General features: G+C 54.4%; 18 protein-coding genes and 3 pseudogenes. 9 read left to right on the top strand and 12 right to left on the bottom strand.

Annotated features, from left to right (window positions below; all coding sequences use genetic code 11):
• Positions 1–60 precede the first annotated feature (60 nt).
• Positions 61–1083: a site-specific integrase gene (locus tag SG26_RS19430; RefSeq protein WP_050038583.1), complete on the top strand. Its 1023-nt coding sequence runs from the start codon at positions 61–63 to the stop codon at positions 1081–1083.
• Between the two features lie 92 nt (positions 1084–1175).
• On the opposite strand, the gene SG26_RS19425 is transcribed toward SG26_RS19430, so the two are convergent.
• Positions 1176–2066 (bottom strand): hypothetical protein, encoded by an 891-nt coding sequence (locus tag SG26_RS19425; protein WP_050038582.1) that lies wholly within the window; start codon positions 2064–2066, stop codon positions 1176–1178.
• A 145-nt stretch (positions 2067–2211) separates the two neighbouring features.
• Between SG26_RS19425 and SG26_RS19420 the strand changes: the two genes are divergently transcribed.
• Together SG26_RS19420 and SG26_RS19415 are read left to right on the top strand one after the other, a co-directional pair.
• A complete protein-coding gene (locus SG26_RS19420; RefSeq protein WP_154020832.1) occupies positions 2212–7710 on the top strand; it encodes a dockerin type I domain-containing protein in 5499 nt (1832 codons plus the stop codon).
• 3 nt (positions 7711–7713) lie between these two features.
• Positions 7714–8544: an Imm49 family immunity protein gene (locus SG26_RS19415; protein ID WP_050038580.1), complete on the top strand. Its 831-nt coding sequence runs from the start codon at positions 7714–7716 to the stop codon at positions 8542–8544.
• 84 nt (positions 8545–8628) lie between these two features.
• Here the strand turns inward: SG26_RS19415 and SG26_RS19410 are convergent.
• A pseudogene (locus SG26_RS19410) lies at positions 8629–9308 on the bottom strand (IS6 family transposase).
• Between the two features lie 260 nt (positions 9309–9568).
• On the opposite strand from SG26_RS19410, the gene SG26_RS22070 reads away from it, so the two are divergent.
• The 5 genes and pseudogenes from SG26_RS22070 to SG26_RS19380 all read left to right on the top strand — a co-directional run.
• Positions 9569–10312 carry a hypothetical protein gene (locus SG26_RS22070; protein WP_228841637.1) on the top strand — a complete coding sequence of 248 codons (744 nt, stop codon included), beginning with the start codon at positions 9569–9571 and terminating at the stop codon, positions 10310–10312.
• A gap of 210 nt (positions 10313–10522) precedes the next feature.
• The gene (locus tag SG26_RS19390; RefSeq protein ID WP_050038578.1) at positions 10523–11704 is read left to right on the top strand and encodes a hypothetical protein; all 1182 of its coding nucleotides are present in this window, start codon (positions 10523–10525) and stop codon (positions 11702–11704) included.
• Complete coding sequence (locus SG26_RS22065) at positions 11697–12464, top strand: hypothetical protein (protein ID WP_050038577.1); 768 nt, start codon at positions 11697–11699, stop codon at positions 12462–12464. Before SG26_RS19390 ends, SG26_RS22065 begins: the two co-directional genes overlap by 8 nt.
• A gap of 103 nt (positions 12465–12567) precedes the next feature.
• A pseudogene (locus tag SG26_RS21310) lies at positions 12568–12717 on the top strand (ISH3 family transposase); the annotation flags it as partial.
• A gap of 189 nt (positions 12718–12906) precedes the next feature.
• Positions 12907–13116 (top strand): annotated as a pseudogene (locus tag SG26_RS19380) (site-specific integrase); the annotation flags it as partial.
• 145 nt (positions 13117–13261) lie between these two features.
• Here SG26_RS19380 and SG26_RS19375 read toward each other — a convergent pair.
• The 5 genes from SG26_RS19375 to SG26_RS19355 all read right to left on the bottom strand — a co-directional run bounded on the left by SG26_RS19375 (position 13262) and on the right by SG26_RS19355 (position 18525).
• Positions 13262–14458 carry a Cdc6/Cdc18 family protein gene (locus tag SG26_RS19375; protein ID WP_004966346.1) on the bottom strand — a complete coding sequence of 399 codons (1197 nt, stop codon included), beginning with the start codon at positions 14456–14458 and terminating at the stop codon, positions 13262–13264.
• Positions 14459–15243: 785 nt separating this feature from the next.
• Positions 15244–15531 (bottom strand): PadR family transcriptional regulator, encoded by a 288-nt coding sequence (locus tag SG26_RS19370; protein ID WP_008313475.1) that lies wholly within the window; start codon positions 15529–15531, stop codon positions 15244–15246.
• A 127-nt stretch (positions 15532–15658) separates the two neighbouring features.
• Positions 15659–15922 (bottom strand): hypothetical protein, encoded by a 264-nt coding sequence (locus tag SG26_RS19365; RefSeq protein ID WP_050038575.1) that lies wholly within the window; start codon positions 15920–15922, stop codon positions 15659–15661.
• Positions 15923–15985: 63 nt separating this feature from the next.
• Entirely contained in the window at positions 15986–16810 is an 825-nt protein-coding gene (locus SG26_RS19360; protein ID WP_050038574.1) for an N-6 DNA methylase, read from the bottom strand.
• 1274 nt (positions 16811–18084) lie between these two features.
• The gene (locus SG26_RS19355; protein ID WP_050038573.1) at positions 18085–18525 is read right to left on the bottom strand and encodes a hypothetical protein; all 441 of its coding nucleotides are present in this window, start codon (positions 18523–18525) and stop codon (positions 18085–18087) included.
• 106 nt (positions 18526–18631) lie between these two features.
• On the opposite strand from SG26_RS19355, the gene SG26_RS19350 reads away from it, so the two are divergent.
• Positions 18632–19000, top strand: coding sequence for a hypothetical protein (locus tag SG26_RS19350; protein ID WP_050038572.1), 369 nt, complete (start codon positions 18632–18634; stop codon positions 18998–19000).
• A gap of 8 nt (positions 19001–19008) precedes the next feature.
• Here the strand turns inward: SG26_RS19350 and SG26_RS19345 are convergent, their stop codons facing one another.
• The 5 genes from SG26_RS19345 to SG26_RS19325 all read right to left on the bottom strand — a co-directional run bounded on the left by SG26_RS19345 (position 19009) and on the right by SG26_RS19325 (position 21889).
• Positions 19009–19392 (bottom strand): hypothetical protein, encoded by a 384-nt coding sequence (locus SG26_RS19345; RefSeq protein WP_050038571.1) that lies wholly within the window; start codon positions 19390–19392, stop codon positions 19009–19011.
• A gap of 75 nt (positions 19393–19467) precedes the next feature.
• Positions 19468–20367, bottom strand: a complete 900-nt coding sequence (locus tag SG26_RS19340) for a transcription initiation factor IIB family protein (protein WP_050038636.1) — start codon at positions 20365–20367, stop codon at positions 19468–19470.
• A gap of 57 nt (positions 20368–20424) precedes the next feature.
• A complete protein-coding gene (locus SG26_RS19335; RefSeq protein WP_050038570.1) occupies positions 20425–21111 on the bottom strand; it encodes a hypothetical protein in 687 nt (228 codons plus the stop codon).
• Between the two features lie 142 nt (positions 21112–21253).
• Positions 21254–21604, bottom strand: a complete 351-nt coding sequence (locus SG26_RS19330) for a type II toxin-antitoxin system PemK/MazF family toxin (protein WP_004966192.1) — start codon at positions 21602–21604, stop codon at positions 21254–21256.
• 15 nt (positions 21605–21619) lie between these two features.
• Positions 21620–21889, bottom strand: a complete 270-nt coding sequence (locus SG26_RS19325; protein WP_007188968.1) for an AbrB/MazE/SpoVT family DNA-binding domain-containing protein — start codon at positions 21887–21889, stop codon at positions 21620–21622.
• Positions 21890–21938 lie beyond the last annotated feature (49 nt).

Below are 21938 nucleotides of genomic sequence, written 5' to 3'. Positions count from 1 at the left end.
GGTTTGTATTATAATATTAAGCACCACCAGTTTTAGGCGGGAGGCCGCTGTACGGGAAGCATGGATCGTCTTCCGCCTGCATACGACGCTACTCCCGGGGATGACGCCCTCGAAGCAGCCATCGAGAAACGACTCGTCGATATCGACTCCGGGCGCTACCGAACAAATGTCGCGAGCGTGCTGCGAAAGTTCGCAGCGTGGGCACGGGACCAGCATGGAATCAGCAGTCCCGAGGACGTTGACGACGACCTTTGTCGGCAATACGCTCGTGACCTTGCTCGAGCTGATGACCGAGACGATATTTCACCGGAGACTGCTCGTCGGTACTTCGCCTACGTCCGCTCATTTCTCACGTGGGGTGTCTATGAGGGCTTGATCCCGACGAACCCGGCCAAGACCAACCACGCCGAAGGTCCGCTCCCGACCGATGAGACCGAAACAGACCAGCAGTACTGGACTGCACGGGACCGCGACGCCATCTGTGCCACTGCGACCGCCCGCGTCGACGACGCCGGCGAAAGCGATGACGTCGACCGCACGGCGGCCTATCGCGACCAGGCACTCGTTTTCCTACTCGCGTACTCCGGTGCGCGTAGTGCAGAACTCGTCGCTGTTTCTGATGATGAAGAACGGAACGGCCTGCGGTGGCGTCATGTCGACCTCGAAACCGGTACGATGCAGGTGTTCGGCAAGAACAGAACCCGCGAGTCTGCGCCGATCCTCGACGATGCGCTCAGTCCGTTGCGGCGCTGGAAGCAACTTCGAGAGCCTGACAAGAATGAGGCCGTGTTTCCGCGACTCGACAACGCGGCAAAAGCACTTGACCCGACGCCGTCGATCACAACGCAGTCGGCTCGGGATATCCTCGCCAAACTCTGTGAGTGGTCTGAGTACGACTTCGATGAGCCGCTGAAACCCCACGGCGCCCGCCGTGGCCTCGGGCGGGAAATCTATCGCGAGAACCCACAGCTGGCACAGGACGTGCTCCGGCACAAGTCTATCGAGACGACCCACGAAGGCTACGCACAGGAGGCCGCAAAGCGGACACGCGACGAAGCGAACGATATCATCGGCGGTGAGTAGGTTGCCGACAGCTCTTCACAAGGAAGCGACAGACGACCTCCAATTGAGCCGGTCTGCGAGGTGAGAACGTATCGTGTGCCTTGGAATCGTTTCTACAATCGACGGTAGATGATGATCCCACCGAGAACAGCGACGATCATGCTCCCACCAATAAGCAGATTCGGAGGTGAGGTGCCAGACGGCTCGACATTGTCTGTGGCCGCGGTCTGAGACGGTGTGTCCGTCACGTTCGGCGTGATTGCTGGCCCACCACTACTGGTCTGGGTCGGGATTGATTCCTCGGTGTCCGCTTCGGTCGAGCGTTCAGTCACTGCGGTCGTCGTTGTTGTTGGGGTGTCACTGGGCGTCGGTTCCGTTACTGTCGGTGTGTCCGTCGCTGTTGCTGTGTCATCAGAGTCACTGCTGCTGGAACCGCTATCACCGTCATCACCGTCATCACCATCATCATTACTACCGCTGGAACTGGAAGAGTCCTCCTCGGTAGGAGTTTCTGTTGGTGTCTCCGTTGAAGTTGGAGTTTCTGTCTCAGTCGGAGTCGGTGTTGGCGTCTCCGTTGGGGTTGCTGCCGTGTTATCTCCGGACTCGACTGTCAGTGTTCCATCGCGTACGCTGGTGACATTGTATGCGGTCCCGGATTCATCACCGACGGCTGCAACGGTCAGATCCACATCGCTCGTCCCGGCAGCCTCGCCGGTGAGCGTGACAGAGACAACAGATATCGAGCCACTGTCGGCGGTATCCATTCCAGTCGCCGCGATACGGACGCCGTTTGCCTCCTCGGCAGACTGGACTGTTTCTGGATTTCCAGCAACAGACGTGTTCGAGACTGTTGCAACCGATCCGTTGGTGCTTGCAATATCGAGATCCAGTGAACCAACCCCGTCTGTGGTCGACGTGACTACGATATCAACAGTGGTTGTGTTTCCAACCGTAACAGTGTCAGTCGAAGGCTGGACCACGACACTGGTCGTTCCTGCCCCCATCGCGATCCCCGCCCAGAGGGATACTGCTATACAAAGGCCGAATACTGTCGCAAGCTTCCTCATTAAATATACTGTCTCAATAAGTAGGATTAAGTATTCTGGTTACTGATTCAAATTCACAATACTACCTCTGGTGGGGGTTTATATGGCAAGTTCAACGACAAAATTACAAGCGTTATTTGGAGTATTACTATTAGTGACTGTCGGTCCGGTCTCGGGAATGATGACCGGTACCGGGGCTGGCCCGTTGCAGACGGCCGGCAATGATACCCTTGGTACAAGTGCTGGAAACCAGGCTGTTACCACGGCCGGAAACGAGCCAACACGTACACAACCGCAAACACCCGCCTCAACGGCCGGGAACCAGGCGACCGGACCACTTTCGACCAGTTGGAATGGCTCAACCGAGCCGAATGCAACTGCCATTGAGCAGTTAGGGCCCCGAGAAAACGACTCTCACCCGTACCCACTCGTCGGTGATAACCAGCCTACTGATCCAGATGGCGACGGACTCTATGAAGATGTCAACGGCGATGGTGCTGTCAATATCGTCGATGCTGACGCACTGTTGCGTCATCTGGGGACCACAGCAGCCGGTGCCAACTGGAGTGCGTATGATTACACGGGTGACAACCGAACCGACGTCGGGGATATCCAGTGGCTCGTCGTCGCCACGCGCTCGACGCCCTCGAATGACACTGATGGCGATGGACTACCCAATGCCTACGAGCGAAACGTCACGGAGACCGACCCCAAGGTAGCAGACTCTGACGGGGATGCTGTGATTGACGGCGCAGAAGACTGGGACAATGATACGTTACCGGCATATCGCGAATACCGACTCGGAACTGACCCTCGCAGCAATGATACAGACGGTGACGGACTCACTGATGACGTCGAATCACGGCTCCAAGGCGTTGATCCGACCAACTCTGACACAAACGGGGACAGTGTCTCAGATTCCGAATGGAATCCAGATCAGGATAATTTGACTACCGGCGAAGAACTCGAGGCTGGGACTAACCCGCTCGTAGCTGATTCCGACGGCGATGACCTCACCGATGGACGCGAAATCGAACATGGAATGAACGCGTCGAATCCGGACACCGACGATGACGGCTTACCCGATGGCGAAGAGATCGCACTGGGTACCGATCCGACAAATCCGGACTCGGACAGCGATGGTGTCCGCGACGGCAACGAGACGTTCACGACAACGACAGCGGACGAAGACTTGGGTTTGACTGTCCGAGTCAACGGCTCCGGCGATGTCGCGCCCAGCGTGAGTACTTCGGCAGTAACCGACAGACATGTTGTCACTGAACCCTTACAGAATGCAAGCGTTTCACCTGTCGTCGAATTCGAAAGTGAACGTGAGTTCGATAACGCGACCATTGCGTTCTCCTACAATGAGTCGGCGGTGCCGAACAATGAATCCACGCTGGCGATATTCCGATACAACCGGTCGGCCCAAACCTACGTCCCGCTGAATACAACGGTCGATACGGCGAACGATACTGTACGGACACAGACGCCGCATTTCTCGCGGTACGCGGCGATGGATTATACGGAATGGGCCAAACAGTTCGACGGGAATCGCACCTCCCCTTGGAGTGTTGATCAGAATTTTACCAATGCGACCATCGCGAATCTCTCATTGTGGACTCAGACACAAGGGATGGCAGCACAAGCTCGCGTAACGAACAGCAGCCTGCAGGTGACGAGTCCGGGAGACGATTCGACTACCGGCCTGAAATCGATCGATACCTTCGAAGACGGTGATTTGTCCGAATATTATCTCCGCGAGGGTCCGTCCGATCATGTGGGAGTAACCGACTCGCCCCAAGTGACACCGCGGAACGGGAGCAACTTGCTTGAAGTCGCATCTGGTGTCAAACTCCAGTCAAGGAGCGGCCTTGACCGGTACCCGTCGGCAGGTGATACGTTCGATTTCTGGGTCCATTTCAACGGCGTCGAATACGGACAAGAACGGGATCTGGGCTTCAGATTCGGTGTCACGGATGAAGCTGATCACTTCTACACTGCTTATCTCGGGCAGGGTGACAGTCCGATTCAACTCAGAAGGGAACACGGTTCTAGCAAGTATGTTTTCGCGGAAACAGATACGCAACTCCCCAAAGACCGCTGGCTCCGTAGCCGCATCGAGTGGGGAAAGGACGGCCAGGTATCACTCACCGTGACGGACGCCAAGGGCAACCAGTATGCCAACATCTCTGGCGTCGATACGACCCTCAAATCCGGCGGAATTGAGTATCATGTTTCTGATAACCATGATGATCCATCATACTTCGGAGAGTCGGCAATCATCAACGGCTCTGCTATGTCTCCTGACGATGATTCGTCCAACGAGACATCTGAGCATGGTCAGGTGACGCGCACCTTTGGATCGCTTAACCGGATCAAGAACTTCACCGTACAGATCAATGCCACATCGACCGGCAGCGGTCGGGTTGCACTCCAGACCGCGAATGGCAGTGTCCTCGACAATGCGTCCATTACCGAGCGGGATGTTTACCGACTCAATGCGTCGAGTACCGAAACGAACGGCCGACTCGAACTGGCAGTAACGGCAGAGAACGGAACCGTTTCAGTCGACCAAGTACGCGTCAAGCGGGATAGCGATAGCGATGGACTGCCAGATACTGTCGAGCGGGCTGAGACACGGATTGGTAGCGGGAAGACGATCCAAACAGATCCGACCGATGCCGATACCGACGGAGATGGTCTCTCCGATGGGCAAGAGCTTGGAAATCTAATAACACGGGTTGATTCGTTCCAGGCTGGTCCGCAGACGGTTACGATGACGCGAACCTACAGAATTGCCAAGAGTAATCCAACAACAGTTGACACTGACGGCGATGGCCTCAGCGATGCCCGGGAAGTCAGGAACACGACAATTGTCGTTTTCGATTCTAAAACCGAGGCCAACGCCTTGCGCGAGGCGATGGTCACAGAGAACCAGAGTCTCAATCTTCAAGCCGCAGGGACAGTACTGAATGTCACTTCGTCGCCTCTGAACCCAGACACTGATGGAGATGAAATCTCGGACGCAGATGAGTGGCGGTATCGGACGAATCCACGGCAAGTAGACACCGACAAAGACGGAGTCTCGGATACGACTGAACTCCGCAACGGTCAGGACCCAACACTACACGATATTCGGGGTCCAGCTATCAAATACCTACGTACTGACTCGTATAATCCCGGCTGGTCCGGTCCCCACTACGTGATTGACTTTCTTGTGCGCGATAGAAGCGGGCTTGGCACTGTTCGTATTGCTCTGCGTGGAAACGAAACTCTCGACCGCACGAACTTCACCGGACATACGCAATATCACTACAGTCAGGATCTAACTGGAAACGCACTCCAGAGTGCAGGGACCTTCGCAGGCGGAACTAAAGTATATATTCATGCCTACGACAGCCACGGTAACAAGCGACATATTCCCGCGCTGACGCGGTCGAACAACGTTGTCAGCAATCTACAGGGACGCTACGGCACGATCGGAACGTACGGAGCAAAGACATTCGGACGTGGGTCTGGGCTCATGCACGGTGCTGGAGAGCTTGGATATACTGTCTCACATCCAGTGGAGACAGCAGCGGGACTATCTCAGGTTCCGAGTACGCTGGCAAATTCTGGGAGAGCATACGATTCTATGGTCTCCAAATTCAAGCAACGACAGCGGATAAACAATCCCTATCCAGCGGGGAAACCAGAGAACGAGAGCTTTGCGCGGGGATACTTCGACGGCTACATCGCGTTTCTTGTTCTCGAAGAACTCACCGGGACAGCTGCAGTAAAGGCAATAAAAGAATCAAGCAGAGTTGCACGCGCGATAGATAAAATCGAAAACACTCGCTACTTAGGGAAGTCGGTCACCGCAGCCAGACAAGTGAAATACGCGAGCGAGCTCCCGGCACGGGGTGTCGGGCGTGTGGCATCATTTGGCGTTGATCAGGCCAAGCGCCCGTTCGCGCGATACTCACTACGTAACTCACGGACGGTCGGGAAGGTGGTTCGGACACGTCACTATGTGGCCGATAAGACACCTCAGAAAGTCTACGATCTGAATACCAAGCAACGGAAGCTCTCAGCCCGATACTTCCGAGATGCCGACCTTGGCAGTCGCTCCCCGTCGGAACTGGAGGCCGCCGGGAAGCTGATGGCTGAGAACAATCCCAAGCAGGTCTCACGGATGCTCCGTCGGATGGACGACGGCCAGCAAGCGGCGTTCTTGAGTGGTGATCTTGATCCGTCTGTTCGGAACAATCTCCACAATAGCTGGAAGCAGGGTGATCAGGTTACCGCAGCTGATGTTGCCCAGAGTGCTAAGAGCTACAAAGGAATTGACAACCAGCAACAGCTAGCGGACGTAATCGACCGAACAGGGCCTGCTGGAGTCCGGTTCGCGGGCGACCTCAGTGATGAGACGATAGAAGACTTCTTCTCATCGAACTGCTTGCCGGGGCCCCGCAAGGTAAGCGGTGGTGTTGTTCCTTCCGGCAATGCTCACTATCGCGTTGGTGCACCCTCCCTGTCGCGGAGCTGTTACGACAAGGAGTTCGTCGATACCGTCATCAAGTTCTCCGATGCGCCCGATTTCGATAGACAACGGTTCACCAAAGAATACAACGCATTAGCCGAAGAGCAGCCAGTTGCAGCGGCATACTATCGTGAAGCCATCAAGAAGGGTGAGATCAATCCATCGACTGCGCCGCGTGGTCGAACGGTAGTTCAGATCATTGACTTCCGCCGAATGGACCCGTCGGATTCTCGGGAGCTGCTTCGTGATATCGCCGATGGAACTATTCCTGAGAACAAAATCCAACAAAATCTGGATAGCGATACGTCTCACCGGGATTTCCCCGGCACTTCCGAACAGGTGGATATTGACGCCGTCTCTGGCGATGTCGACATCACGAAACCAGATGATCATGGTTCGGACGGGAGTGTCACGGTTGAGAACTACTACCCGGAGAGCCGGAAAGAACTCGTTGAGGAAGCGGGTGTTAGCTGGTCCCGATGGAGCGATGCAGATGGTCAAAAGCGAGGTGAACTCCTCGAAGACGAGATTGCACCACATATGCTCGAACGGGACGGATACGATGTTCTCTGCAGTGGCAGCGACTGTCCCGGAGGCAACAATGGAATCGACATCATCGCCTGGGATCCTGATGCCAAGGGTGGAAGCGGTGAAATCGTGGTTATCGAGTCGAAGTACCGGGCTAACAACCGTGGTGCAGGAGCTAGTTCGCTCGATTCCTCTCGCGAGATCACCTTAAAAGGAGACGAGACGGAGGAGGTCGGCCAGATGACTCATGATTGGGTCAGAAACTCGTGGCAAGAAGGTGAATACACACTAAGAACGGATGGAGCCAGACCCGATATCAAGACACGGTATGGAACGGATACGGTTGAAGATGCAATCGATCGGGCAATCAGATCCGGCCCCGGTGAATCCGGAGGCTATCGACGCGAAGCCGTGTACGCTACCGACAACCGCGGTGGCGGAACGGTTTCGACGGATAGCGCTAAGTTCCCACGAGATGGCAACAAATACATGGATGAACTGTTCACGCAGGTCCGATACCTGAAGCTCGGTGATGGTGGTGGGAGCTAACCAATGGTTACACAGAGCGAACTCCAAGACCGGAGTGATGAACTAAAGAGCGGCGTTGAGAACTCATACTGGGCGATAGAGAACAACCGAGAACACGGAAACCCCTATACCACAGCATTGGGGGGGCTCTCCCACGATGCGGAAGAGATCGTCGCCTGTGAATTGCTGCTGGGGAACGTGGCCGAAGCGCGGGAGTGGGCCGCCCGCCTTGCATTGGCGAACCGCTCGTTCATCCACTTGATAGAGACCCGGACCGACGAAATCCCCAAATCAACACTGGGTACTGGAGGTGTACGAGCAATGTGGGGGATCTTCGGGGCCGTGTTATCTGGTGACGAGCGGTTGATTACGACACTGGCCGCACAAATGCACTCGTTTGAGTTTATCGATCGCCACACCGACCCAGAGCACTACTACTGGATCGGGAGTTTTCTGGCAGCACTCCTGGCCGACGAACCCGCAGATGCAAAGCGCGCTCATGATAAATTCGAGGAGGCACTGGATAACCCGGGTGAGTATTTGTCTGGAACCCGGGCCGTCCAGATAGGGCTCATTGAGCATGATTCGGACCGAGTTGCCAACGGTATTGAACAAATGCTTAACTACCACGGAGAGCATGTTGAGGACTTCCCCCGCTGGCGGGAACTGCTTCCGCTCTCGGCAGCCGTATACTACCTTGTGGCACGAGATTACGGGCTGGAGATCGATATTGAAAGTGAGTACTTGCCCGACGCTGTCGGACAATACAGCATCGACGAGCGGATTTCGCTTCCCCAGCCCGACTATCTGAAAGACCATCTCCGGGTGCCGGCCGAGCCCACCGAAGAAGAGTAGTATATCAGCAGTAGCCTAAGCCTCCATCCGCAAATTCTTCGATATTGGGTATCTGGAAATTAGAAATTGTCTGTCGGGCACTGTCTAGTTCTGGATGACCTCAGCTGGCGTTCGCCCGTCGAGTGCTTGGTTCGGTCGTTCGTGGTTGTAGTGGTGTCTGAAGCGTCGTAACCACTGTTTCGCGCTGGATTGACTGCCCCTCCAGAAGGAGTGAAAGCGGTCGATTCGCATGGTCACAGTCTGGAACCACTTTTCGATGTGGTTCCGGATTCGGTAGTCGAGCCGACCGCTCAAATCGTGACGTGAGAGGGCAGTCAGATAGCCGCCAGCATCAACGAGAAACACTGTCTCGGCAACGTCGTGTTTCTGAGTGAGCCGGTGCAGGAACGCCGCCGCGGGGTCAGTCCCGCGGCGGCTGAGCACGTCAACTTCAAGCAGCAGCTTTGATTCGGTATCGACAGCGGCGTACAACCACTTCTTTTCGCCGTCGATCTCGATTTGTTCCTCATCGACCGCGACCCGCGACGGCTTCGCCGTCGGCGGGTCGCTCTGTGCTTCAGACAGTGTATGCACCCAATTCCAGACCGCGCCGTGAGAACGATCGACACCCAGCAGGTCTAAGATAGCGACCGTCTCCCTGATCGACAGCCCGCCGAGCGGAGACGCACCCCGAATCGCCGGACGGGTGTCGGGGTACGCTCATTCTCCCAAACGTCTTGACCGTCCGTTTCCAACGTTTCGCTGAGCAGATCTGCGAGTGTCATGAACACCTCTCGCTACGGCCTGCTCACTTCTCAATCCCTCAACTAGACAGTGCCCTTAGAACTATGAAGGAACATGAGGATGTTGCTTTCGATGGCAACACACTGGAGATCCGGGCGAATCGCGTTGGGGATCAAAACTTGGTCAGTTCAAAGATTACGGAATGGGAGCAGAAGAGCAAATGGGGGTCTGCAGACATTACGATCAAAGTGGTCGATGAAGGCTCTGGATCAATTATCACGGATTAAATTGGAGGCTACTAATGGAAGATTACGATCTGATTGAACTTACCTATGTCCTCGATGAGGAACCGTCTAGTGATATCTTCGAGACGCTCATTAACGCGTTCCCGGAGTACGGTAGGCGAGATCGCGGACCTCGAGAATATGGGATACGTGCCAGTAAAATAGATGAATACACCAATGAAGTAGATATAGTCGGAGGGCGTGAAGAGATACTCCAAACAATATCTACGTATCCAGAGTGGTCAGTTGAGGTGCTGCTGAGCCACGATGATCTGACAATTGCACGGAGCAAGAGCGAATTGGGTCTACTGTCAGACTTATCAAAGCCCAATTTGCAATTTTCAACCTGGATTTACGCGATGAAAGATTCAGATGATCATGGCTCTCCTCCCGAAGTGAAGAAAATGCGGAAAGAGTTTGTCGAAGTACTTGCTCAAGCCGCAAACATTCTCGAACCAAAATGGGGCTTTGGCCGCCGCGGTGGCCTCGCTATCGGCGAAGATGAGACGGTCGAAGACCTTGCGACGAGGACCAAACCACCGCTGTACGAGTACAACGTCTTCCGTCCGGAAACGGTTGAAGCAATCGGTCGCGAGCAAGTCCTGTCGGCCCCGGCCTACTACGTCGAAGAACTCGACTCAGGTGGCGTTTTCATGGCTGTCACGGAACCACCCAAGCAGTGCGGACACGAGGGCCAGCAGTGTGAGGAAGTCGCCGACCAGCTCGGTCTCTCGCTAGCGAAAACGGAACGCTATCACTGACCGCGATTTTAGATCTAAAGTCTACAATAATTCAAACTACAATACTGATTAGGAGATAGTCTCATCGCCGAGACGACAGGCTCTGCGAGTGGGGTCCAGCAAGGCTACCAGCGGACCGTCCCGACAAGTTCTGTCGTCAGACAGTGGACTCAAGAAGACTTCTCTGCTGACACACAGGCACTCCTCCAGAACGGGAATGTCGATTTGCCGTTGACGCTGGTAGCGGGAGCCACGTCCGTTCGTGGGGACGCTGAATACGTCGCCGGATACGGAGCAGAGTACGTCTACGAAACCTCGCCGCTGAACTCGCCAGCAGACATCGATCACGTCCTGTCTACCGAAGTGGTTGCCGAAACGTCGGAGGGATACGATGTCGTCATCGGGGAGAACCCGAATGGCGATGGCCACATCGCACTGTATATACTGGGCTCGACGATCATCGGTGCCACCAGCGTCGAAACAGTTGAGGACACGATCGAGCGAGAGAAAGAAGAGGATACTGATCAAGATGGCTCCGATAAAATAGGCGAGGACGATATCGACGACGCGCCCGGACAGGAAGAGTGGTGGCGCCTCAGCGAGCGTCAAAAACTCTGGATCCGGACTGTCGGTGACTTCGTTCTCAATCTCTACAAGGCGTCCAACATCTACGACCAGTATTCAGACGACGATGACGAGAACGACAGTCAATGCGGTCTAAATGCTACAGATATCGATATGGCTGTTGACGAACAGGTTACCGGTCGGTTCTCGTCGTCGAGCACGTATACGCTGTTTAGCGGCGAATATCAGAAAACTAAAAATAACGTTGCGACGGATTACTACTGCGTCCACGACCGGGATGCGTTCGTCCAGACCTACGCCGATAACCCCACCGACCTGACTGATGGGAGTGCTGGTGAACGAGTCTCTGTAGAGCTGATGGAAGAACGGGGATACGAGATCGTCTGGCCTGAAGGCGGGTTCGACGAAGGAGACGCCTCAGAGATCGGTCCAGACGTCATTGCTTACGACGAAAATACCGGAGAATACGTTATTGTCGAGGCTAAGACAACTGGTAGCACTGATGCAGTTGGAATCTCTCTATTCAGAACTGACGCGTACGATGGAGATCCACAGCTTTCTGAAGAGTGGATCAGAAATAGCATAAGAAGACTCGAAGAGAAGGGTCGCTTAGATAGCGTAACCGCCGGTAATATTCGCAGGTCTCTTGAAACTGGCTCGCTTCAGCAAGAAGTGGTCCTCGTCAGGGACGTTGACAGCGCAACAGGTCGAACTCTCACTAGCCCAAGGTCTGAATCCACCGACATTACCAATGAGACGGTCATCGGTGTTGATAGTGTAACAATTACTGATTTGCAGCCAGAGGATGAGGATGTCAACGATGACTGAACTGAACCCTGAACAAGAGAAACGACTCAAGCGAATCCAACGAAGCAGGCGTAAAAATGCCGAAGAGTTAGAGGATCTATATCAGCAAGGTGAGATAGAGACCAAAGATTCGAGCTTCTTCAGTGGCTTAGCAGGCGATTATCAAGATTTGGGTGTCTTTGCAATATATGACGGTGACATCGGGGCCGCACAAACTTCGTTCAACGAAGCTACGGCATATTACCAGCGAAGTTCAGACAAAGACCCCATACCACTACACGGTCCCCGGCAGCGAATGCAAGGAATGTACACCGCATTGCTGGCAGGCGAGGAATCCACCCTCGTCGATATCGCCGAATCGATGCAACGGCTTGCTGCTGAAGAAGACTGTGACCCTGATGATCAATGGGCTGACCGCTATTTCCTCGGTTGGTGTCTCTCCGGCGCAGTGTTGGGTACTGTCAACGATGCTGCACTGGCGGGATTGGAGACTGTCAACGACGAGAAACCCGGAGCGCACGCACACTACGGGCAGGCAGTGCTATCGACCGCACGTGGTATCCGCGACGACGAACCGGCAGCTATCCAGTCGGGTATCGAGTCGATGGTCACGTTCCACGAACAGGACATGGACGCAGACAACGTCGTTAAGCAAATCATGTCCGTGGAGGCGACCGCATTGGCGATCTTAGGACGAGCGAAGGGATATTCACCAGCCATCTCCTCAGAATTTATCCCAATGGATCTCGTCGAAGCGAGTGCCGCAAGCTTCCATTTATAATCTATCAGGGGCTCTGCTGGATCAATAGAATCTGAACGTACAGAATCAGTACCTCACAAAGCCTGTTAGTTGAGAGGTCTGCTTGTTGAAGTGTGTCCAAACACTGGCGACGCCCCGCCGCGGCGGGCGTCGCCTCTGGTGGTGGCCGTTCGAAGAATTCATTCGGATGGTTACTCGTGCGGCGTGGAACGCGCTGTCAGTGAGACGTGAGATTCCAACGAACAAGCCACCAGATGACCGGTTCACTCGATAGGTATCGACCGGGAACGTCTGGCTTCGCAGTGGCAACGCTGTCGTCGTCGGCGGCGATCAGCCGCCGACTCGACACCATCGGCCAGCTGTTGTCTGTTCAGTCGAACACTCACACCCAATCTGTGCCGACAGCGGCTTTCGTCTGTGGTTGCGGTCAATCAGTACCGAACGCTTTGTGAGGTACTGAGTCTTGTGTGAGTGGTCTGAGTACGAGTTCGAAGACCCGCTGAAGCCACACGGTGCTCGCCGTGGATTGGGACGGGAGATCTATCGCGAGAATCCACAGCTGGCACAGGACGTGCTGCGTCACAAATCCATCGAAACGACCCATGAAGGGTACGCTCAGGAGGCCGCAAAGCGGACACGCGATGAAGCGAACGATATCATTGGAAAGCAGTGAAAGATACAGCTATTGCAAAGGGTGCTGAGTAGTTCGGGCTCTGGAGTGCGATCCGTGCCTGTCACCCCAGATCACAATTACTGGTTCAGTCACATTCGCGATTTTCACTCGTGGTCAAGGCGAATAGAGCTTGGCCTCGGGCGATTTACGCTGACTTGCACGCTTTAATCACAACTTCAGGGTCGTCAACAAGTTGGTTTACTGTGTGTGCACCCTTGCCCTTTCCCCGCCCTTTGCGCTCCTGCTCAACGAGCGAGAGAAACGCAAGTTCAGAGAGTAGATCCCGAACACGTCGCACTTTCAGTGGATCGACCCCATTGCTCTCACAAAGGCGTTCATACACCGAATAGACGCTTTTCGTTGGGATTGGAGGGTTCTCACCTGACGTATCCTGTACTTGTAACGCAAGCGACTGTAACAGGTGTTTTGAGTGTTCTGGCTGCTTGGCAATAAGCTCAGAAAGTCTAGCCTGCTCTTCACGGTCATGCGCCTCATCAACATATTCGATTTTTACTGTATCATCGTCGTGTTCGTCGGCAATCTCCCCTGCATATCGGAGGATATCGATTGCCTTGCGCGCGTCTCCATGTTCCTTCGCCGCGAGTGCTGCTACTTTCGGGATAACATCTTCATCTAGAACATCCTCACGAAAAGCATCGGAACGAGATTTGAGGATCTCACGGAGCTGGTTCGCATCATACGGTGGGAAAACGAAGTCTCGTTCCGACAGGCTTGATTTAACTCGTTCATTGAGAGAGTCTTTGTAACGGATTTTGTTACTGATACCAATCACACCAAGAGTACTTTCTGTCACCTTGCCTGCTTCGGCAGCGCGTGACAGTTGCATTAGAACGTTGTCACCTTCTAATTTATCTATTTCGTCAAGAATAATGATTCCAACATCCAGCCGTGCATCAAGAATATCCCAGAGACGGCGGTAATAGTCCGAGGTACTCACCCCAGTATGTGGAACTGTTATTTCTGTCTCTTCTGGGCTATTGAGTGCTTGAGCAATTGTGCGGACTGTCTGTGTCTCAGTTGATTCTTGGAAACAGTCCACGTATGCGACGCCGATTTTGACACCGTTGTCGGCGGCCGCCTCAGTGAGATCGCGAGTTATATACTTTGAACACAGGCTTTTGCCCGTACCCGTTTTTCCGTAAACCAATACGTTGTTCGGGGTGTCTCCCCGCTGGGCGTCTTTGATAGCATTAGCGAGCTTTCGAAGTTCAGTGTCGCGTCCGATTATCCGGTCACTCTCCGGAAGGTGGCTCACTCTAAGGAGTTCCTTGTCAGCAAAGATTGGATCTGGATTGCCGAAGAACGACTCAGACTCATTCATACCAACACAATCTCATGGACTTCATATTAATATTGTCCACCACCTTGCCGCTGTAAAACAGGTAAGATTGATATGCTATATTTGAAAAGTCGTATATCAGTCGCTCAGTCCTCATCTATTGGTGATATTCTACTCCAGAATACTGTATGAATTTAGAAGGTAGTAGTACTCCCACACCCCGTGTTGCCGCTGTAACAGTTGAGATGAGTTTCCAGATGAAAGCGGGCACAATAATGAGTGATAGCATACTTACACGCTATCTACACGCGCTTGAACAGATCCTGTGTAGAAGGGGTGAAAACCGGTATTTCACGCTACCGACGCTAAAGCGTCGTTATTTTAGTACGCTAAAGCGTGGTACGGTACCAAACAGCATAGATCATAATAAAACTGATGATGCCTGTCCTAATTTAGTGGCTACGCGGAGTTATCAACTTGATATGGTAACACGCTGTGGCTGCTTTACCTATTCACTTACAGCGGCAATGAGGGGTGTACAAACATGACCTCGCATAAAAATAAGAGACAGGCAACTGTTCTCGATTGTTTACAGCGGCAACGAGGGGTGCGACTGCAGACTAGTCTAATACTAGCGTGTCATAGAGTACGTCACACACCCTCTCCTCCTTGCGATCACCGCGGATAATTTCGCCGTCTGGAAAGTCTTCCAATCTGGTGCCACACTCTGTAAATTACCCCTTATAACCCTGTTCATCGTATTTTGAGACGACCGCGTGAACCACGTTCTCAATCTTGACTGCGGCGTGGCCATTCAGAGTCGGAAGTCATCCAGAAGGCTCACCCGCTCTGTATTGTTGTTCCCACTCGTTTCGAGCAGCTATCTCTCGTTCGCCACGTCGCGTGATTGAGTAGATGTTGGTCCGTCTGTCTTTTTGTGCCTTCTCAACGAGCCCTTTGTCGACAAGTGTGTCAAGGTTCGGGTATAGCCTCCCGTGATGGATTTCTCCCTCGTAGTATTCCTCCATCTCCTCTTTGATCGCGAGGCCATGTGGGCCGTCTAGACCGCACACCACGTACAGTAAATCACGCTGAAAACCGGTGAGGTCAAACATCTCAGGATAACTAACAACTTTGCGCCATTAAGTTTACTGAAATTGACCAAAATCCAGACGCATTGATGGCTAGGACCGGTCTCGAAAGCGGCTGAAATCTGATGTTAAATGGTTGTCAATCCCCGTCTTACTCGCCTGCCTCGTCTCCCTCGGGCTGAACATCCCGAAGCCGGCCACCGATCTCCTGCTCGTACTCTTCCAAGAGCTTGTAGAACTCTGCAATCGTCTCCGCAGCAGTCTCACCCTTCGACTTGATGGTCACTCTGTCTTGATCGCGAGTGTCAGTGCCTCGATCCAACCGTGCTTCCATACTGCATCCAAAGTCCGTTCGTTCGACCTTTTCGACTGAGTCTGGAGCCGTGTCTGGCTCTGTGTCTGATTCTTCTGACATGGGTCTTCTCGGGACGCTCTCACTGGAACGCCCCGCACCCGACTGGGGCACACAAAACAGCCGTCAATCGCTGCTCTCGAACGCACCCAGACTGGCCTGCTCACTTGGGACAGACGTCGCAACAGGAGATGCTTGGTCTTCCGCGCCCGTGTCTGCCCCCTGCGTTGGACTGGGCTGGTTCTCCGCCTCGACCGTGTTCTCGAAGGCGTCGGTCACCCACTCGTGAAGCTCCTCGACCTCCTCGTCGTCTAGCTCGCGAACGCTCCCACCCAGCGAAGAGTACGACGTCTGCCACGCTCGCTGGAACTCGACAGTCAGTGAGTCGCCTTGGATAACGTAGGCATCCAGATTCAGGAAACAGCAGTTCAGTGCCGTCATTCGGGCACACAGTGGGTCTTTGTCTTGCCCGACAAACAGCGCGTCTGGCTGCTTTCGACCGGCGACCAGCAGTGTTCGACCGCTCCCACAGGCCAGGTCAAGGACTGTCTGTCTATCATCGGTATCGCTCTCGTCGCCAACGCCGGCAATCTCGGCCATCGTCTCGCAAACAGAGTGCGGTGTAAAGTGCTGGCCGAACGCATCGCTGGACATTCCGTATTCCTCGTAGACAGCACCCAGAACGTCAGCGTCAGTGGCCGCCATCCGTTCTTGGAGCTGGCCGAACGCCTTGGCGAAGAGGTCGACCGACCGCTGTCCGTCTGGATAGTCCATGTCGCCGCGCTCGCGATAGTCGTCGACGATCTCCAGATACAGATCGTCTCGGTCCTGCAGTGCGAACAACATGAGGTTGACCCAGTCTCGGAAGACTGTGTGGGCGCTGTGCCCGCGCTGGCGAATTTGCTCAAGCGTTTCAACAATCTCGTCGACGTCGATCTGTGGCGAAGCCATGCTCTCTCAGCCACCAGAGAGGCACAAAATCTGGCCTGCCGGAGAGTGCCACTCTGGGAATTCCACTCCTGGAATGAGCTGCTCAGTACAACTAATGAAAAACCCAGAGAGAATAGAACAAAAGCACGACGGACACCCGTTCTTAGTTAGCTTCCCAAATGGCGATGGGAACGGAGAAAGAGGACACGAGATCTACAGGATTAGTGTTCTTCTTTTCAATATGACTGGAATAAATTAACAAAATATTCTACGCGAATACGTACTATGCATACAAACCAGCCGACTAATTCAGAGTCTAGATCTTAACCGATCTTATATAGTTACAATTCTTTAATCGATGATCTAGAGACGTTGCCATCTGGGCCAACCCGAAGAGAAATAGATACATAGTCAGCTATAGTCTGGTTATACACTGTCTGATCATTCGCAGATATTATAATATCGCAAGATTCGCCATCAGCCTTCCGTGTGATCGTGATTGAGTCACCTGATTGGAGTTTGTAGTTCCTCTCACGACATGCTGCTTCCACTACAACTGTACCCGAAAAGTCTGCGTCTACAACCACGTCTACAAGCTTTGTTCCTCTACAAAACTGTGGGTAGCAATCTCCCGCTGAGGGGGTAGATTCAGTGCTTGTACTGTTAGGGATGGGTTCAGTGCTTGTACTGTTCGGTGTATATTGATCGTTTGAATCAGTAGTACACCCAGACAAGAATATTACGGATAACGTAGCTGTGATTATTTTTCGACGCTTCATGATTTCTTTACCTCCGAAAAAACCAAAATACTTTGTGTGAACTGGTCACTGGTTAGAAAAAATTCGTCTTATTAGTTGTTAAAGTACACCAAATGGGATAGTTGGCCTTGTTGAAACCCTCAACCGGTGATAGGTTTCAGTAGTCCTGCTGGTTTCAGAGCGCAAGTCGGTCACGGACAAGTGGCCGCTTCCAAGGCAGTCGGTTCGTTCAATACAGGGGAGACAGCGACCAGCTAGCTGTTTGCGAAATGCCAATATTCGCAGCGTCAAAAAACGCTATCAAATAGCCTGCCAATCAGGAAGACAACGACGAATGCACCGAACAAAATCACCACCGCTAGAAGAAAATCGGTGGGACTTCCCGACCCCTCAAGACCAATTTGTAAGGCGGGATACATCGTGTTCGGAAGGTTGGGTTAGAAGAGTAAATAGCCAGTGGGTGACGTGCTAAATTCGCATACTCACTGAACGGTCATTTCAATCGCTGCCATGAGCAAAGAAACCCTTCTACAGCGGCTACGACGGGTCGTATAGGTCTTCGACCGAGCGTCGGTAGTAGTCCTGACTGGTGTCTGGAACGGGATCAGCCCCCTCTATGTCCTTCGCGATGACGCTGGCGAACTGCTTGGGCGGCTTCCAACTGTCATCAATTTCGCGGGCCTCCAACTCTTTCAGGACTGCATACTCACCGTCGGCGGTAACGTACAGGACACGAATCCCCGGCTTCTCGCTCAGCGGGCCCTTGAGTAGCTTCCCTGTTCGTGTATTGACCAGCCACTCCAGCAAGATCCCAGCCCGACACTGGATTGCGTACAACTGCACTTCGTTCTCCTCGGGAGATTCTGTGCGACCGTTGTCGGCCCACGATTGGGGCAGCGACCGATTGTCAGTCTCATCTTTCCAGCGCCACTTCAGCTTTTTCGGCCCGGTAGTCCCTCGTCGGTATCCACTACTCATTGTTGGATTCTCTCAGCCACTAGAGAAACACAAAATCCGCTCTGTATCGCCTCTACAGCAACTTTTTTGCTATTTGAGAGTATATGTGTTAGTACGAGGACTCATCATGAAAACAGCCGAGTCCCCCACTACGACTAGCGAGTGTTCGCCCCCAGACCAGTGGATATCCCGCCAGCCCAGCGGGACCCGTGATCTTGACTTCCAGCGGATTCGTGACGACCGGTCAGCAACGTGGAACGCCGCCCTCGATGCCAGTGTCGACGTAACGAAGGGCGGCCGTCCGGACCTGTTCCTCGTCACCGTCGACGGCGACTGTCCTGTGAACTGCTCGCTGGCCGAGCATCCCAACGGGACCCACGCCGGCTGGTGCAGCTGCGAAGTCTTCCAGGCGACGACCGTCTGCCCACATCTCTGTGTTCTCCGCCAGCACGCTGCCCTCGGCGATCTCGACCTGCCGATGCGAGACCAGACCTGAAGCACAGCTCAGTCGTTCATCGAGACGCCGGCCAGCGGCCGGACGTCGACGCGCCCAGTCCGGTCATGGTCAAGACACTGGCACAGTCGTTCTCGAACCGTCGCCTGCGAACACGGCTCAACGCCAACCCCTAGCCGGGGGTCGTCTCGAATCTGGACGTACTCTGCGTCGACGTCCAGCGGCGTGTGCTCGACCCGGCACCAGATTGTCGTCGCTCCAGCCCGGTCTAGATCGGTCACGTACCGAGCAGCCACGGCTTCATGGCGAAGTTCGACGAGAACTCGTTCGACAAACGATGCGACCTTCGTTGGCGACCGTAGTGCTGGGGCCGACGCGAAAACAGCCTCAGAGTCGTTCTGTGTCGCTGATTCGGGAGTATCAGTAACTGACATATGTCTCTCTCAGGACGTGCTTGCTGGCTCGCCCTGCACCCTCGCCGGGGCACGCAAAACAACGGTCGCGAGCGCTCACGCAACGATATACTCCTCGATCTCTTGGAACCACTGCCGGGCCGTCGTAATATGCACATCCAGCGGCTCGCAGATCGTCGCCTGCGTGAGCCGGATGTCTGACTCTTTCCCGGCGAGGTACAGAGCGCCGGCTGCGATACCGTCTGGTCGCCCGTTGATCTCGGTGGACTCGGTCGCCTGCTCTGCGAGTTCGAGCGCTCGCTGGCGAATCTCCGGGGAAACGTCGAATGGAAGGTCCGAACAAATCCGCGCCACCCAGTCCACCGGGAGCGATACTGGGATCGGAAGGTCAAGTTCAGTCAGGAACGTCCGGTAGCAGTTCCAGATATATGAGTCAGAACACCGGGCAACGTCGGCTACCGTCTCCATCGTCACGAGGCCATTGCACCGGCAGGCGGCGTACACAGCGGCCGCTGCACCGCCCTCAATCGACCGTCCGATCAGGAGGTCCTTGTCTTGGGCCTTCTTGAAGAGCGTTGATGCCTGCTCTTTCACCGCGTTGCTCTCAGATAGCGCACTCGCGATGCGTCGGATTTCGCCAAGCCCGTGAGCAAGATTCCGGTCGCGCTTGCTGGTGAACTTCGACCGGCCGTGGAGCCGCCGCTGGCGAGCAAGCCGTCGACGCCGTTTCGGCGAAATATCTGCACTATCGACGCTCCCGATGTTCGTCGACAGGCCTCGGTCGTGCCGAGTGGCTGTTCGGGGTGCGCCCGTCCGCTTCTGTTCCTCCTTGTCGTACGTCTGCCACGCTGGCCTGCGGTCGATCTGATCTTGGTCGGTCACCAGGCCACAGTTCTTACAGTGCGTTTCTCGGCCGGTGCTGTCGAGTTCGCCGCCACACTCGGGACAACCCGGCGTAGCTGCAGACAACGCTGTCTGGACAGTTTGTGAAGACATATTTCGAGACATCCTCTCACCTGACCGGAGGGGCAGAAAACACGCTGTGGCGCCCGGTTAGGCGTCTGGCAGTTTTCCATCCGGGCGGGGGACTCGCTGGGCGTCGATCTCGATCTCGACCCGGCGACGGTGCTTGCATCGCTCGGCGACATCGGGACAACTGCACGTCTCCTCAAGCACATCCACCTCGTACCGGCTATCTGATGCTGAGTGAACCTCGTAGCGACCGGGCTTTGCGAGGAAGGAAACGTCGATATCTTCCTGCTTCGCTCGTTTCGTGCGTGGCTCGTCTTCGGAGGTGACGGCTAAGGGGTCCTCTGTCGGATCCGTGACGCCGCCGTCGTCGAACCGGACCTCCATGACTCCACCGTCAGCGACTGCTTTCCGTGGTTCGCCATCAACGTGTAGTCCAAACTGGTCGTCTAGGGCGTCGTCATCCACCCACTGCGGGATAGGTCGCTCGCCGGTCGCGAAGGCGACTCGCTTCTGGTGCTTGCACTCTTTGTCGGGGTTGTACTGCTTCCACTTGCACTCACAACTCCCTGTTCGAGTGTCGACAAGGTACTCTGAGCCAGACCCGGAGTTGACCAAGAAGAGGTCGTCGGCGTTTCGTGCCCGACCAATCGAGTCCAACACGGTCATGACTTCGGTCAGCGCCCGAACGGTCCGGTTGTTCGGGTCAGCCTCCTCCAGTTCGCTCTCGTCGATGCTGCTGGCGTCGCTACGGGATTCTGTGGTAGCCATGAATAACAGGCGGCACGCCCTCTCTGGGACGCCCCTCACCCCGCTGGGGCACAGAAAATTCGGTGACTAGAGTTTGTGAAGGCGCAACTCTATTTCAGACAGAAGTGGTCAGTGCAGACTATACACTGACGGAACTTTTCGCTCAAATGCCGAGGCTATCTTTGATTGCCGAGTCGATTTTCACCATGTCTGATGACGGGACAGACCCAATGTTCTTTTTTACACGTTCGTCGATGTCAACAACCCGGATTTGACTTAGGTCTGCCACTGAATCGTGATCAAGGACAGTATCCGAAGCCAGTACTTCTACCTCAAACGGGTACGTGTCTCCAGACGTGTACTGCTTTGTGAATGGAGCGATGATGGTTGTCGGCGAGTACTGATTCCCAACATCGTTCTGGATGACAACACAGGGCCTGCTCTTCCCTTGCTGCTCACTCCCTTTCGTGGGATTCAGTTCAACAATGACAATGTCGCCGCGGCGTACCTGCACAATTGACTCCAGAATTCACTCGCTCCAACCGGGCGCGTCACCGAGATGCCCGGTTGCTTCTGAGGATGCTTCTTCCATTTCTTCAGCCAACTCACGAGACCGCTCGGCTCTCTTTCGGTATCCCTCAGCAAGCCGTTCCTCATCTGTCGGCGGTTTGATTATGATCTCGTCATTCACTTCGACGAATTCAACTTCGTCACCGCCTTCGATGCCACGACGGTCTCGCAGTTCCTTCGGAATCGTCACCTGCCCCCGATCTCCGACTTTCCGTTTGTGTTCAGGCATACCGATTCATACTTTTTTCATACTGATATAGATGTCGGTGGCATGGTCA

This window comes from Haloarcula sp. CBA1115 (assembly GCF_000827835.1).
GTDB lineage: Archaea > Halobacteriota > Halobacteria > Halobacteriales > Haloarculaceae > Haloarcula > Haloarcula hispanica.
The sequence above is the reverse complement of the archived record's forward strand: the minus strand, read 5'-3'. Positions and strand labels throughout refer to the sequence as shown.